Source organism: Streptococcus cristatus ATCC 51100, from assembly GCF_011612585.1.
GTDB lineage: Bacteria > Bacillota > Bacilli > Lactobacillales > Streptococcaceae > Streptococcus > Streptococcus cristatus_H.
Genome location: NZ_CP050133.1, coordinates 388,937 through 402,905, shown reverse-complemented (window position 1 = coordinate 402,905; position 13,969 = coordinate 388,937). Strand labels below are relative to the sequence as shown.

Sequence of the window (13,969 nt, the reverse complement as noted above, 5' to 3'; positions counted from 1 at the left end):
CTTTTATCCAACAGAGCCTTCCATTTCATAGCTGATGAGACGGTTGAGCTCAACAGCGTATTCCATTGGCAGTTCCTTGGTGAAGGGCTCGACAAAGCCCATGACAATCATTTCTGTTGCTTCGGATTCCGATAGGCCACGGCTCATGAGGTAGTAGAGCTGCTCCTCTGAAATCTTAGAAACCTTAGCTTCATGTTCCAAAGCCACTTGCGAGTTGTGAATTTCATTAAATGGAATAGTATCTGAAGCAGACAAGTCATCCATGATAATAGTATCACACTCGATATGGCTGACAGATTTCTTAGAATTGCGAGCAAAGGTCACTTGGCCACGGTAGTCTACCTTACCTCCGCCCTTGGCAATGGACTTGGAAACGATAGATGAGCTGGTGTGTGGCGCATTGTGAATCATCTTAGCCCCTGTATCCTGATGCTGACCAGCATTGGCAAAGGCAATAGAAAGCATGGTACCACGCGCCCCTTCTCCATCAAGGTAAACAGATGGGTACTTCATGGTTGTTTTGGCACCCAAGTTTCCATCGATCCACTCAACTGTCGCATCCTTCATAGCCCGCGCTCGTTTGGTTACAAGGTTGTAGACATTATCTGACCAGTTTTGAATGGTCGTATAGCGCATATAGGCACCGTCAAGGGCAAAGATTTCAACAATCGCCGCATGCAAGCTGTTGCTTGAATAAGTAGGAGCTGTACATCCTTCTACGTAGTGAACACTTGCTCCCTCATCAACGATAATCAAGGTCCGCTCAAACTGACCGGAATTTTCATTGTTGATACGGAAGTAGGTTTGGAGCGGAATGTCTACCTTAACACCTTTTGGAACATAGATAAAGGTACCACCAGACCAGACGGCGGAGTTGAGGGCAGCCAACTTGTTGTCTGTCGGCGGAACCAACTTAGCAAAATACTGTTTGAAAAGCTCTGGGTATTCCTTAAGAGCTGAGTCGGTATCCGTAAAGACGATCCCAAGCTTTTGGAACTCTTCCTTCATATTGTGGTAGACCACTTCGGACTCATACTGGGCAGCTGCACCAGCAAGGTAAGCTCGCTCCGCTTCTGGGATCCCAATCCGCTCAAAGGTTTCCTTGATCTTCTCAGGCACTTCATCCCAGCTTCTAGCAGGCTTATCAGAGGCCTTTTGGTAATAAATCAAGTCATCAAAATTAATTTCTGACAAATCTGGCCCCCAAGTCTGCATCGGCATCTTTTTGAAAACCTCGTAGGACTTAAGGCGGAAATCCAACATCCACTCTGGTTCACCCTTGGCTGCAGAAAGCTCACGAATGACCGCTTCATTCAGCCCTTTCCCTGTCGAGATAACAGGCTCAACATCGTCATGGAAACCAAACTTGTACTCACCGAGATCAATTGGTTTTGGTTCTACTCTTTCTTCTGACATAATTTCCTTTCACATTCTTACTTTTTATCTTCTTCAATTGCTCGCTTGAGGGCATTCCAACCCAAGGTCGCACACTTAATCCGCTGTGGGAATTTGGCAACGCCAGCTAAAAAGGCTCCATCTCCCAATTCTTTCTGGCGACTGTCTTCCTGGCCCTGAACCATCTGCGAGAAAACTTCTGATAATTCCAGGGCCTGCTCTTTTGTCTTGCCCAGAACCGCATCCGTCATCATACTGGCCGAAGCCGTTGAGATAGTACAGCCTGAATTCACAAAGGCAATATCCTCAATCTGATTTTCCGCATTAAACTTCACAGACAGGCTGATAACATCGCCACAGGTCGGGTTATTGAGAACTACTTGCTCCACATCTTCCAGCTTCCCATGATGATGGGGGTGAGCCGAGTGGTCGGTCACAACCGCCTTGTAAAGACTGTCTAACTTAGAAAGCGCCATTGAAAAACTCCTTTGTCTTTTCTAAAGCATCTACCAGCTTGTCACAATCTGCATAGGTATTGTAGATGTAAAAGCTGGCCCGTACAGTCGCTGGTACCTGCAGATAGGTGAGCAAAGGCTGGGCACAATGGTGACCTGCTCGAACAGCTACTCCTTCGTAGTCCAGAGCTGTCGCGACATCATGCGGATGGAGACCATCCAGATTAAAGGCAATCACGCCGGAGCGCTGAGCTAAATCTTGAGAGCCATATATGGTCAAGCCTTCCACTGCCTGAAGTTTAGGAAATACGTAGGCAATCAGGTCCTGCTCATGCTGAGCAATGGCATCCATACCCAAGTCTTCCAAATAATCAATGGCCGTCGCAAGACCGATTGCTCCAGCCATATTCGGAGTGCCGGCCTCAAACTTCCAAGGAAGCTCCTTCCAGGTCGCTTCCTGCTCATAGACAAAATCAATCATTTCGCCGCCAAACTCGACTGGCGACATCTGCTCTAGCAGTTCTTCCTTGCCATAGAGAACCCCGATACCAGTAGGTCCAGCCATCTTATGCCCCGAAAAGGCGAAGAAGTCCACATCCAAATCCTGTACATCAATCTTCATGTGCGGAATGGATTGAGCCCCGTCCACCACCAAAAGCGCTCCTTGCTGATGAACCAACTGGGCAATTTCCTTGATGGGATTGATGATACCGAGAACATTAGAAGCATGAGCCAGAGAGACAAACTTGGTCCGCTCATTGAGCTTGGCATGGAAATCCTCCATATCCAGAGCACCATCTTTGAGATAAACATAGACCAACTTGGCTCCTGTCTTCCTACAAGCTTCCTGCCAAGGAATGACATTGGAATGGTGCTCCATGATAGAGATCATCACTTCATCACCAGGCTGCAGCCTTTCAGTCGCAAACTGAGCCACCCAATTGAGACTCGTCGTGGTTCCTCGTGTAAAGAGTACTTCTTTGCTAGAGGCCACATTGATAAAAGAACGAACTCTTTCTCTGGCTGCTTCATAGGCTGCTGTCGCCCGCTCAGCTAGCGTATGCACACCCCGGTGGACATTAGCATTGTCTCTAAAATAGTAGTTTTCAATAGCTGCCAGCACCTGCTTAGGTTTCTGAGTTGTCGCCGCATTGTCCAAATAAACCAAAGGCTCATCATTGACAATTTGGTCCAAAATGGGAAAATCTTGCTTGATTGCTTCTGCATTAAATCCAGACATGAAGACTCCTATCTACTTATACGGGACAAGGCCCAGCTTTTTATCTTTTTGCGAGAATAATATCGATATTTTCAATCATTTCATCACGGACTTCTTTAACAGGGATTTCCACAATCACTGAACCTAAGAAGCCGCGCACGACCAAGCGTTCAGCCGTCGCCTTATCAAGACCCCGACTCATGAGATAATACATATCTTCTGGATCCACCTGACCGATAGAAGCCGCGTGACCAGCCGTTACATCGTTCTCATCAATCAGTAGGATTGGATTAGCATCTGAGCGAGCCTGGTCAGACAGCATGAGAACCCGACTTTCCTGCTGGGCATCTGCTCCCTTAGCGCCTTTGATAATATGTCCGATACCATTGAAGGTCAAGGTTCCTTTTTCCAGGATAACCCCGTGTTGCAGGATATTTCCGATAGAGTTGCAGCCATAGTTAGTTACGCGGGTATCGATTCCCTGAACTTGCTTGCCACTTGAGAGCGCCACTACTTTCATATCCGCATGGCTTCCATTACCATAGAGGTCGCTGTCAAAGTCAGCTACGACATTGCCTTCGTTCATAACGCCGATGGCCCAGTCAATCATGGCATCGTTGTCCAGCTTACCGCGACGGCTGATATAAGCCGTTACATTTTCGCCCAAGCGGTCAATAGCTGAAAACTTAATCTGAGCTCCAGCCTGAGCAATGACTTCAACAGTGATATTGGCTGTTACTGGAACAGCTCCTTCACCGTAAGTTTCCAAGCGTTCCAAGTAGTTAACCTTGGAATGCTTGCCTGCGATAATCAAAATATGCTTGTTAAAAGGAACATCGCTTTCGCTGTCCTGATAAAAAATTCCTTCAATCGGCTGGTCAATCTCAACATTGTCCGGCACATAAAGAACCGCACCGCTGTTGAAATAGGCCGTGTGGTAAGCTGCTAATTTATCCTCGTCATACTTGACTGCGGACATGAAATGCTTCTCTACCAGCTCTGGAATTTCTTCCAAAGCTGTGTGAAAATCTGTGAAGATCACACCTTGCTCTGCCAAGTCAGCTGGCAATTGCTCAAGGACAGTTTGGGTTCCCATTTGGATAAACTTGAGATTGTCTCCGAGAGCCGTAAAATCTGGCACACTGGTCAAAGGCTCGCTATCAGAAAGTCGTCCGTCTCCCAGATTCCAGCGGTGAAATTTGACCCGCTCAATGACTGGCAAGTCCAGTTGATCAATCTGGTCAAAGGCCTGCTGACGGAGATCAGCCAACCATACTGGTTCTGCGTGAATTTGTGAAAATTCTTGAATCAATTCTTTTGTCATGTCATTCTCCTATCTTTTATCAAAGTCAAAAGAATGTTTGACTAGACTTCTTCAGTATAGTTGAAGCCCAACTCTTCAGCCAATTTGGCATAGCCTTCTTTTTCCAAGCGAACTGCCAATTCTGGACCGCCAGAAAGAACAACTTTCCCCTCCATCATGACATGAACAACGTCTGGAGTGATATAGTTGAGCAGGCGTTGGTAGTGGGTGATGATCATAGCACCAAAGCCCTCTCCACGCATAGCATTGACCCCTTTAGAAACGACCTTAAGAGCATCGATATCGAGACCTGAGTCAATCTCGTCTAAGAGCGCAAAGGTTGGCTCTAGCATGAGTAACTGCAGGATTTCGTTGCGTTTTTTCTCACCACCTGAGAAGCCTTCATTAAGATAGCGCTCAGCCATATCTCTTCCTTCATGTTGAGCAGTTCCATCTTTTCATCTAGTTTAGTAATGAAGTCGCGGACAGAGATTTTTTCATCGTCTTCCTTGCCAGCATTCATGGCCGCACGGAGAAACTCTGCATTGGTAATACCAGGAATTTCACTAGGATACTGCATCGCAAGGAAGAGTCCCATGCGAGCCCGTTCATCCACTTCTAGCTCCAAGATATTAACCCCATCAAAAAGCACCTCTCCTTGAGTCACTTCGTAGTTAGGATTGCCCATAATGGCTGCAGACAAGGTAGATTTCCCTGTTCCATTTGGGCCCATGATCGCTGCAACTTCTCCCGTTTTCAGAGTAAGATTTACCCCTTTGAGAATTTTTTTCCCTTCAATTTCAACATGAAGATCTTTGATTTCTAAGACAGACATTTCTTTTTCCTTTCTTTGCTTAGCTGATTTACATACTTTAGTATACCAAAAAAAAGCCCAAAAGGCTTTTATTTTGTTTAGAACTATTCTTGTTTATGTTTCTTTTGGTATCTCTTCTCTCGAACTTCTTCTCGATAAGAAGAGTTTCCGATAAAGCGCAGAATATTGAGCAGAGGCGTCCTCTGTGGACCCAGAACACCTATTAGTTCTACCAAGAGTTCGACACCTAGCAGAAGGCCAATCACGAGGAGGAGTCCACCGATGCGAGTCGATACATTTAGCAGGAGAGAAATCATTGAGAAAATCATCGAAATTCCATAGATAACCAGAACTGTTCCCCGATGTGTCAGCCCTAAGGACAAGAGCCTATGATGAAGGTGGTGACGGTCAGGCTGGTAAAATTTCTGACCAGACAAAGTCCGACGAACGATTGCTAAAAAAGTATCGGTAATCGGTACACCCAAGATAATCATAGGCGTGACAATCGCTACCGCCGTCGCATTTTTCAAGCCTTGTAGAGACAGGACCGAAATCATAAAACCGATGAAAAGAGCCCCCGTATCCCCTCCATATATAATGGCTGGATGATAATTGTAAGGAAAGAAGCCAGCAATAGAGGCTACTAAGACCAGGATTGTCAAAGTCAGGAATAAATTATGGCCTGGCAAGAAAAAGTAGGAAACAATGCCCATGGTTAGTAAGGAAATAATGGAGACCCCGCTAACAAGGCCGTCTAAACCATCCATGAGATTAACCGCATTGGTAATGGAGACAATCCAGAGAATGGTCAAAATAAAAGATAGCCAAGGTGGGAAAAAGAGATGGGGACCACCAAAAGGAATCTTAAAATCATCCAAACGGAAATCTGTCAGCCACCAAATCAGACAGGCAGCCAGCACAATCCCCCCTAACTTCATCAAAGGACTTAATTCTTTAATATCATCGATAAGCCCCGTAAGGGCAACAATCAAGCCCCCTAACACAACCGGCCAAATATAGTCAAAATAAGTCTGTTCAAAAAAAGTGACGCCAACAATCTGCGGCATGAAGACCAAAGTTGCCAAGGTAAAAGCCGCTACAACCGCCAAACCGCCTGCACTCGGCATGGGCTTTTTATTGATTCGTCGAGCATTAGGATAGTCGACTGCATCCATTTTAAAAGCCAAGAGCCGAACGAGGGGAGTCAGCAAAACTCCGACAAAAAATGTTGCTAGTAGCACCAAAATGAATTTCAATGGAAAAGCAATCATACGCATTCAACTTTCTGCAACTGTTGGATGGCTTCTGTCACCAAAAGCAGACGCCCGTGTTCTTGTAGGACAGAACGTGTAATATCTGTATCCTCAGCAAATTCACGCATTTTAGCCAGTAACCAAGCTGGATAAAGAGCAGGTTGATCTTCCAAATCTACCAAAATAGTCAGATAGTAGGCAGAGTCGTATTTATAAAGTTCTGATAGGTCTATTGGATAGTCAACCGTTTTGGCGAAAGAAACTGCACTCTGCAAATCAGTAAATGACAAAATATAGTAGACATAACGGTCTAGATTTTCTTCCCTATCTTCTGAAGAATCTACAGAGGCCTCCTGATCAGCCTCTGCTGCTTCTAAAGATTTGACCGCCTCAAGGTCATCCTTACTCTTTTCAAAGATATTTTTTTCCAAAGTCTTTAAGAATTCATCTGGCGACATCTGGCTGAGCTCATCCATATCCGGTAGATTTCCCAAATCTTCAAAATTCAAATTCTTATCAATCTTGGATCTCGTCACAAAGACATCCAGCTTGTCTGGCTTAGGCGTCACTCGAAAGCTTAGCATACCACTGTCTAAAAAGCTTTCCGGCATTTCCAACTCATCCAAAATAGTATAGAAAAATTCTTCTGTTTTTTCTTGGGGAACTAGGAAATCTGCAATTTCCATTCCGTGTTCTTCCAAATCTTCCAACTGGATGGTGATTTTAATCGTCGAATCATTAATCTGTTTCACTTCCATCTCATCAACCTCATACTTTCATAGTCTTTCTATTATACTAAAATTCTAAACTTATTTCAAAAAAATAACTGGTCAAATAAGAAAAGGCTGGGAAAATTTCCCAAGCCTTGATTAGCCAATAATAACCTTAATCAGACCGTAAACCAACAGCAAAACTCCGAGTCCGATCCGATATTTACCAAAGATTGTAAAGTCATGATTCTTGACATAGTCTGTCAGGAAGCGAATTACATAAAGACTGACTCCAAAGGCCACTCCCATAGCAACCAATAAAAGGAATAATTGATCGAAACCTAAAGAATTACCCTTGATGATAAATTTCAGGATTTTCAGCCCACTTGCACCAAACATGATTGGAATCCCCAAGTAGAAAGTAAACTCTGTCACAACTGGTCGGCTGACACCATTCAAGAGACCACCGACAATGGTCGCACCTGATCGGCTAGTTCCTGGAAAGAGGGACAAGACTTGGAAAAGACCGATATAAAGGGCTGTTTGATAAGGAAGTCTACTCAATTCTGTAACAGTCGGTTCCACCTGCTCTCGTTTTTCCAGATAGATAAAGGCAGCCCCGTAGATTATCAGCATGATTGCGACGGATACCAGATTATAAAAATGGACTTCAAACCAATCGTCTAGGAAGAGACCGATGATTGCAGCTGGCAAAGCAGCAACGACCACCTTGGCCCAGAGCTGCCAGGTCAGCTGAATTTGACGAGCTGTTTTCCCTGGTTTAAAAGGGTTGAGCTTATCAAAATAAATCACCACAACCGCTAAGATGGCTCCCAGTTGAATGACAACATTGAACATTTCCATGAAGGCTGGATTTTCATTTTTATACTTAATAAAATCTTGAATCAGAATCAAGTGGCCAGTACTCGAAATGGGTAGCCACTCTGTAATTCCTTCAACAATTCCATAAATAATGGACTTTAAAATTTCAATAATAAACATACATAACTCCTAAAACAACTTTAACATTTATTATACCACATATTGGAGGAGAGGAAAAGCTTTCACAAGGGCTTTGGCAAGCTTTTTATCAAAAGGCTCCGCCACCTCCGCCTCCACCGCCACCAGAGAAGCCACCCCCTGCTCCGCCTCCCGATGAAACAGAAAAATGACTGGCCGTCGAGGCAATGTGTCCATAATTTGAAAAACTATGGGAACTTGCGTAGAAAATAGGATGAAGATTGTATTGTAGATAAGTATTCATAGACGCGTTTTCCAAGGAAATCTGACGCAGCTTCATGACCCGACTAACACGATCCGCATAGCCAAATAGGGTAGCATAGACCAAAAGTCGGTTCCACAGGACAATGCCTTCTACCTCGGTATCGTATAGGCGAGCGATGTAGCGTAGCATATTCGCAAAGCTATTCCAGAGATAGAAATCATGGGCTCCCTCATCGCTCAAGACACCATCCCGCTGATATAACTGCAAGGCTCTGCCCAGCAGAACGGTCAAGACTGAAGCGACAGCTGCAAGTGGAAGATAAGACCAAATAAAACCGTCTAGCTTGATCAAATAGACAAAAAATGTCAAGAGAGTCAAGCCAAAAGCAAGGAAACTTGCCATTAGAGCCAACCACAAGAGAAGCTTTTCTCCTCGTTTCAAAGGACGATAGTGATCCAGCAAGTTTAGCTCCCGAATCTCCTTTAATACTTGTTCAGACAAAAGGTTTAAATCAGTTGAAAAGCGATTTTTTATTCGATTGCCTATTTGACGGATTCGCGCTTCATCTGTTGATTTTTTATTTTTATAAAGATCTTCTGAAATCTGATAAGATTCAAACAAGTCTGCTACAGCTGCCTGTTTACGGTCGCCAAATGCCATCTGTAAGAATTGACCTTCAAACTCTGACAAACCTTTTTTAGAAGTTGGTTTCAAGATTGGCTTGTCTGCAGTTCCTAAAAGCTCGATGTAGCCTCGATCCATCAAATCCAGCAAGGTTGCCTGCACTAGATTTTCAAATTTTAAATGCGCCCGTCCGCCACTGGTCGGATCAACTTCTCTCATATCCACAGCAAAGATATTGGCCGCTACAATGAGCGGAGCCAGATCTTGCGGAGCTTCATAGAGGCGAGCATCTTTTGGAAAAGCTTGGCTAGGACGAATCTTAACTCGAAAGATCAGATAAAATATTCCCGAAAGCATCAGCAAGAACAACCCCAAAAGAGGCAGATAAACTTCCCCCAAGCGATGATAAAACTGGCTCTTGGCTACAATCTCTTTCTCAACTGCTTGAAAAGTCTGTAGATAGTTGGTTGCTTTTGGATCCTCTACTGCCTGATGCAGAGCTTGGCGATGCCAATATCCATGCAGTTCAACCTTCTTCCTGCTAGGCAAATGAGATAGCTGTATCCGATAATCACCTCGGTCCCTATCTATAGTAGCCGATTGGCCAAAATAACCTGTATGAACATACATGTCCGTTAAGGTCCAAGTTCCTAGGCCCCAAACCTTAATCGTCACATTTTGCAGCTCTTCTTCCCAATCACTGATCGGCGTCCATTTGAGCTCTGCAATATCTTTATGAAGAAACAGAAGATTGGTCAAGTTCCATGTGACTGTTACTTTGACCGTATCGCCTTCTTTACCCGCATTGTAAATCTTAACCTCGTAGCCATCTCCCAAATCTGTGACTCGTGGCTCAAAGTCATATTTTACGACTCCATTCGTTTTCACGGAAACTTTTGGATCTGAATCAATAGCAAAGCCTTCTGGCATCTTTCCTGCTGAGCCTAAGGAGACCATCTGGCCATTGTAATCATCATCAAAATGATAAGTCACCTCTTCCGTATAGGTGGCTGTATTATCGGCGTGGATCTCCAAATCTCCTTGATATGACTGGATTTGATAGTCTAAAGCTGACACCGTTCCAGCAAAAAATAAACTCAAAAAAAGAATAAAAATCCCTGACAAGTACCTTTTCATAAACCAAAGTCCCTTTCTAAATCTTTATCCTATTATAGCATTTTTCTCAAGTAAGGGCTTACCGGGATTGAAAAGTCAAATATTTTTCGGTAGAATAGAAAGAACTATTTTAGAAGGACTAGGAGAGAATATGAAAAAATTCATTTTAACCTTATTGACAGCCCTCCTCGTCTGTCTGGGGACCTTTACCGTAGCTCAGGCGGATGATTATCTTAGAATTGGGATGGAAGCGGCCTATGCCCCTTTCAACTGGACCCAAGATGATGATTCAAATGGTGCTGTTAAAATTGAAGGAACAAATCAGTATGCCAATGGCTACGATGTCCAAGTTGCTAAGAAGATTGCTCAGGAAATGGGCAAGGAACCTCTAGTTGTTAAAACCTCTTGGAACGGACTGATTCCAGCCTTGACCTCTGGTAAAATCGATATGATTATCGCTGGTATGAGCCCAACAGCTGAACGGAAAAAAGAAATCGCCTTTTCTAACAGCTACTATACTAGTGAGCCTGTTATGCTGGTTCGAAAAGACGGCAACTACGCTAATGCTAAGACCCTCAAGGACTTTAAAGATGCTAAGATCACCTCTCAGCAAGGTGTCTATCTTTACAATCTGATTTCTCAGTTGCCTGGAGCTAAACAAGAAACAGCTATGGGGGATTTCGCCCAAATGCGCCAAGCTCTAGAATCTGGTGTTATTGACGGATACATCTCTGAACGTCCCGAAGCTCTGACAGCTGAAGCTGCCAATTCTAAGTTCAAAATGATCCAATTCAAAGAGAGCTTTGAGGTTGGCGAAGAAGACGCCTCCATCGCTGTCGGTATGCGTAAAGACGACAGCCGAATCGAGCAAGCTAATGTAGCTATCGCTAAACTCTCAACGGATGACCAAGTCCAGCTGATGGATCAGATGATTAAGAATCAGCCTGTGGATACTGACACCGACGATGCTGAAGATACATTCTTCAACAAAGTTTTTAAGATTTGGAAGGAAAATTGGCCACAATTCTTACGCGGAGCTGGTTTGACCTTGCTCATTTCCATTACAGGGACGATCGCTGGTCTCCTCATCGGTCTGCTGATTGGGGTCTATCGGACAGCGCCCATTTCAAAAAATAAGGCTCTAGCCTTCCTACAAAAACTATTCGGTTGGTTCCTTAATGTTTATATTGAAATCTTCCGTGGTACGCCTATGATTGTACAATCCATGGTTATCTACTATGGAACGGCTCAGGCTTTTGGCATTTCGATTGACCGGACAGCTGCAGCCATCTTCATCGTTTCTATCAATACTGGTGCTTACATGAGTGAAATTGTCCGTGGTGGTATCTTTGCCGTTGATAAAGGACAATTCGAAGCGGCTACCGCGCTCGGAATGACCCACGGCCAAACCATGCGCAAGGTCGTCCTGCCACAGGTGGTCCGCAATATTCTACCTGCGACGGGGAATGAATTTGTCATCAATATCAAGGATACATCTGTCCTGAATGTTATCTCCGTGGTGGAGCTCTACTTCTCAGGAAATACCATTGCAACTCAGACTTATCAGTATTTCCAAACCTTCACTATTATCGCAGTTATTTACTTTGTCTTGACCTTTACCGTCACTCGAATCCTACGTTTCATCGAGCAGAAATTTGACACAGATCATTACACAACAGGTGCCAACCAAATGCAGACGGGAGAATTGAAACAATGACCGAAACAATTTTAGAAATTAAAAATCTCAAAAAATCTTATGGGGAGAATCAAGTCTTAAAAGACATTTCTCTGACTGTCCGCAAGGGCGAAGTTATCTCCATTATCGGAAGTTCTGGTAGCGGAAAATCAACCTTTCTCCGCTCCATCAACCTCCTAGAAACACCTACTGCTGGCGAAATTCTCTACCGCGGGAAAAATGTCTTGGATGAAAACTACGACCTGACTCACTACCGCGAAAAATTAGGTATGGTGTTCCAAAGTTTCAATCTTTTTGAAAATCTCAATGTGCTGGAAAACACCATCGTAGCTCAGACAACCGTACTCAAAAGAGAGCGTGCTGAGGCAGAAAAGATTGCCAAAGAAAATCTGGAAAAGGTGGGCATGGGAGAGCTCTACTGGCAAGCCAAGCCTAAACAACTCTCAGGTGGACAAAAGCAGCGGGTTGCCATTGCACGTGCGCTTTCCATGAATCCTGATGCCATCCTTTTCGATGAGCCAACTTCAGCTCTTGACCCAGAAATGGTCGGCGAAGTCCTGAAAATTATGAAAGAATTGGCTAAAGAAGGCCTGACCATGATTGTCGTGACCCACGAAATGGAATTTGCCCGCGATGTTTCCAGCCGTGTTATCTTTATGGATAAGGGCGTCATCGCAGAAGAAGGCACTCCACAAGAATTCTTTACCAATCCTAAAGAAGAACGAACCAAGGAATTCCTACATCGCTTCTTAAAATAAACAACCAATCAAACAAACAAGACGGAAAAAGATACATCCGCCTTGTTTTTTTATTCGCAAAATAAAAAAGCGGGTTTCCCCACTTTCCGAAGATTAGTCTTCAAACTTTTCATGATTCTTATCGTAGAAATCAATCAAGCCAAGAGCTGTTTCAAAAGAAATATTTTTTACTTTTGCACGTCCTTGAGCAAGAGCAATAATTGACATTTCACGCGCGTTTGTTTCTTTACTAATACGGTAACCTGTAATTTTTTTGTCACGAACCCATCCAACGACTGACTCTACTTTTTCAAAATTTGATTTAGCCATTTCTTACTCCTCTCTAACTTATTTCGAATACTAATATAATGGTTTTTATACAGTTTGTCAACTTAGAAAAACCAAAACAAACAAATTAAATAATTCTGAATATTCTATATTTATTTAGCTTTGAGGGCTGAAAGGATCTGGGTGCGAATACTCTCCACTCCATCAGGATTTGCTGGAAGGAAGATCGTGTTATTTCCTTGCTTATCTGCAAAATTATTCAAGGTATCTAGATACTGGTTAGTCAAGAGGATGGACATAATCTGTTCTTCTGTCAACTCAACATTGGCGCCTTTGAGCTCCTTAATTGAATCTGCTAAGCCGTCTACGATTGCCTTCCGCTGCTCTGCAATACCGACCCCATGAAGACGGTCTTTCTCAGCCTCAGCTTCTGCAGCAGTTACAATTTTAATCTTATCTGCTTCTGCCAATTCCTGAGCTGCCACCCGCTTGCGTTGAGCCGCGTTGATTTCGTTCATAGACTGTTTAACTTCTGCATCTGGCTCAACCTTGGTAATCAAGGTCTTGACAATGATGTAGCCATAAGTCGACATTTCTTCAGCAACCTGCTTTTGAACTTCTAGGGCAATCTCATCTTTCTTTTCAAAGAGCTCGTCCAAGGTCAGTTTGGGAACAGAGGAACGCAGGGCATCTTCGATATAAGACTTGATCTGCGCTTCTGGTCGCATGAGTTTATAATAAGCATCCGTGACATTGTGTTCATTTACCCGATACTGGGTCGCAACATTCATGGTCACAAAGACATTATCCTGAGTCTTGGTTTCGACAATAATCTCGCTCTGCAGCAAACGCAACTGGACACGAGCAGCAATTTTGTCAATTCCCAAAGGCAAACGCACATTCATCCCACTTGTACTGGTCTTGTGGTAGCGGCCGAAACGCTCAATGATAGCAACAGACTGCTGGCGCACGACATAGAGCGAGCTAAATGCCGCTAAAACACAAAGAATGATGAAAAAGAGAAAGAAGAAAAAGAAGAAATTTAAAAACATAAGCGCATCTCCTTGATTTAATATATTATATTCTAGCACAGTCCTCAATCGCTTGCAATCAAAAAGCGGACTTTTGCTAAAA

General features: G+C 43.8%; 12 protein-coding genes and 1 pseudogene. 2 read left to right on the top strand and 11 right to left on the bottom strand.

The features are described 5' to 3' along the window. Nucleotides 1-3 precede the first annotated feature (3 nt). The 9 genes and pseudogenes from sufB to HBA50_RS02045 form a co-directional block, all read right to left on the bottom strand. Nucleotides 4-1,416, bottom strand: a complete 1,413-nt coding sequence (gene sufB, locus HBA50_RS02085) for a Fe-S cluster assembly protein SufB (protein ID WP_045500716.1) — start codon at nt 1,414-1,416, stop codon at nt 4-6. 17 nt (nt 1,417-1,433) lie between these two features. Then, nucleotides 1,434-1,871, bottom strand: coding sequence for a Fe-S cluster assembly sulfur transfer protein SufU (gene sufU, locus HBA50_RS02080; RefSeq protein ID WP_045500714.1), 438 nt, complete (start codon nt 1,869-1,871; stop codon nt 1,434-1,436). Next, nucleotides 1,858-3,090: a cysteine desulfurase gene (locus tag HBA50_RS02075; protein ID WP_045500712.1), complete on the bottom strand. Its 1,233-nt coding sequence runs from the start codon at nt 3,088-3,090 to the stop codon at nt 1,858-1,860. The genes sufU and HBA50_RS02075 overlap by 14 nt, the downstream gene beginning before the upstream one ends. A gap of 40 nt (nt 3,091-3,130) precedes the next feature. Beyond that, nucleotides 3,131-4,393, bottom strand: a complete 1,263-nt coding sequence (gene sufD / locus HBA50_RS02070; protein WP_045500710.1) for a Fe-S cluster assembly protein SufD — start codon at nt 4,391-4,393, stop codon at nt 3,131-3,133. Between the two features lie 41 nt (nt 4,394-4,434). Continuing rightward, nucleotides 4,435-5,207: pseudogene (gene sufC / locus HBA50_RS02065) on the bottom strand (Fe-S cluster assembly ATPase SufC). Between the two features lie 83 nt (nt 5,208-5,290). After that, nucleotides 5,291-6,463 (bottom strand): glycosyltransferase family 4 protein, encoded by a 1,173-nt coding sequence (locus HBA50_RS02060; protein WP_045500708.1) that lies wholly within the window; start codon nt 6,461-6,463, stop codon nt 5,291-5,293. Further along, a complete protein-coding gene (gene mecA / locus HBA50_RS02055; RefSeq protein WP_005591765.1) occupies nt 6,454-7,197 on the bottom strand; it encodes an adaptor protein MecA in 744 nt (247 codons plus the stop codon). Before mecA ends, HBA50_RS02060 begins: the two co-directional genes overlap by 10 nt. 111 nt (nt 7,198-7,308) lie before the next feature. Further along, nucleotides 7,309-8,151 (bottom strand): undecaprenyl-diphosphate phosphatase, encoded by an 843-nt coding sequence (locus HBA50_RS02050; protein ID WP_045500706.1) that lies wholly within the window; start codon nt 8,149-8,151, stop codon nt 7,309-7,311. Between the two features lie 88 nt (nt 8,152-8,239). Next, nucleotides 8,240-10,075 carry a DUF2207 family protein gene (locus HBA50_RS02045; RefSeq protein WP_243746225.1) on the bottom strand — a complete coding sequence of 612 codons (1,836 nt, stop codon included), beginning with the start codon at nt 10,073-10,075 and terminating at the stop codon, nt 8,240-8,242. Between the two features lie 190 nt (nt 10,076-10,265). Here HBA50_RS02045 and HBA50_RS02040 point away from each other — a divergent pair, with 190 nt between their 5' ends. Together HBA50_RS02040 and HBA50_RS02035 are read left to right on the top strand one after the other, a co-directional pair. Continuing rightward, on the top strand, nt 10,266-11,831 hold the full coding sequence (locus HBA50_RS02040; protein WP_045500704.1) for an ABC transporter substrate-binding protein/permease: 1,566 nt from the start codon (nt 10,266-10,268) through the stop codon (nt 11,829-11,831). Then, nucleotides 11,828-12,568, top strand: a complete 741-nt coding sequence (locus tag HBA50_RS02035) for an amino acid ABC transporter ATP-binding protein (protein ID WP_045500703.1) — start codon at nt 11,828-11,830, stop codon at nt 12,566-12,568. Before HBA50_RS02040 ends, HBA50_RS02035 begins: the two co-directional genes overlap by 4 nt. A gap of 93 nt (nt 12,569-12,661) precedes the next feature. Here HBA50_RS02035 and HBA50_RS02030 read toward each other — a convergent pair whose 3' ends face one another. Together HBA50_RS02030 and HBA50_RS02025 are read right to left on the bottom strand one after the other, a co-directional pair. Continuing rightward, nucleotides 12,662-12,877 carry a capsule biosynthesis transcriptional regulator gene (locus tag HBA50_RS02030; protein WP_001130035.1) on the bottom strand — a complete coding sequence of 72 codons (216 nt, stop codon included), beginning with the start codon at nt 12,875-12,877 and terminating at the stop codon, nt 12,662-12,664. A gap of 110 nt (nt 12,878-12,987) precedes the next feature. Next, entirely contained in the window at nt 12,988-13,887 is a 900-nt protein-coding gene (locus HBA50_RS02025) for an SPFH domain-containing protein (protein WP_045500701.1), read from the bottom strand. Between the last annotated feature and the right edge of the window lie 82 nt (nt 13,888-13,969).

Bases quoted from the DNA above. Each gene is read 5' to 3' on its own strand.
- sufU (WP_045500714.1), bottom strand. From the start codon at position 1,871: ATGGCGCTTTCTAAGTTAGACAGTCTTTACAAGGCGGTTGTGACCGAC.
- HBA50_RS02025 (WP_045500701.1), bottom strand. From the start codon at position 13,887: ATGTTTTTAAATTTCTTCTTTTTCTTCTTTCTCTTTTTCATCATTCTT.
- mecA (WP_005591765.1), bottom strand. From the start codon at position 7,197: ATGGAAGTGAAACAGATTAATGATTCGACGATTAAAATCACCATCCAG.
- sufD (WP_045500710.1), bottom strand. From the start codon at position 4,393: ATGACAAAAGAATTGATTCAAGAATTTTCACAAATTCACGCAGAACCA.
- HBA50_RS02060 (WP_045500708.1), bottom strand. From the start codon at position 6,463: ATGCGTATGATTGCTTTTCCATTGAAATTCATTTTGGTGCTACTAGCA.
- HBA50_RS02030 (WP_001130035.1), bottom strand. From the start codon at position 12,877: ATGGCTAAATCAAATTTTGAAAAAGTAGAGTCAGTCGTTGGATGGGTT.
- HBA50_RS02050 (WP_045500706.1), bottom strand. From the start codon at position 8,151: ATGTTTATTATTGAAATTTTAAAGTCCATTATTTATGGAATTGTTGAA.
- HBA50_RS02040 (WP_045500704.1), top strand. From the start codon at position 10,266: ATGAAAAAATTCATTTTAACCTTATTGACAGCCCTCCTCGTCTGTCTG.
- sufB (WP_045500716.1), bottom strand. From the start codon at position 1,416: ATGTCAGAAGAAAGAGTAGAACCAAAACCAATTGATCTCGGTGAGTAC.
- HBA50_RS02075 (WP_045500712.1), bottom strand. From the start codon at position 3,090: ATGTCTGGATTTAATGCAGAAGCAATCAAGCAAGATTTTCCCATTTTG.
- HBA50_RS02035 (WP_045500703.1), top strand. From the start codon at position 11,828: ATGACCGAAACAATTTTAGAAATTAAAAATCTCAAAAAATCTTATGGG.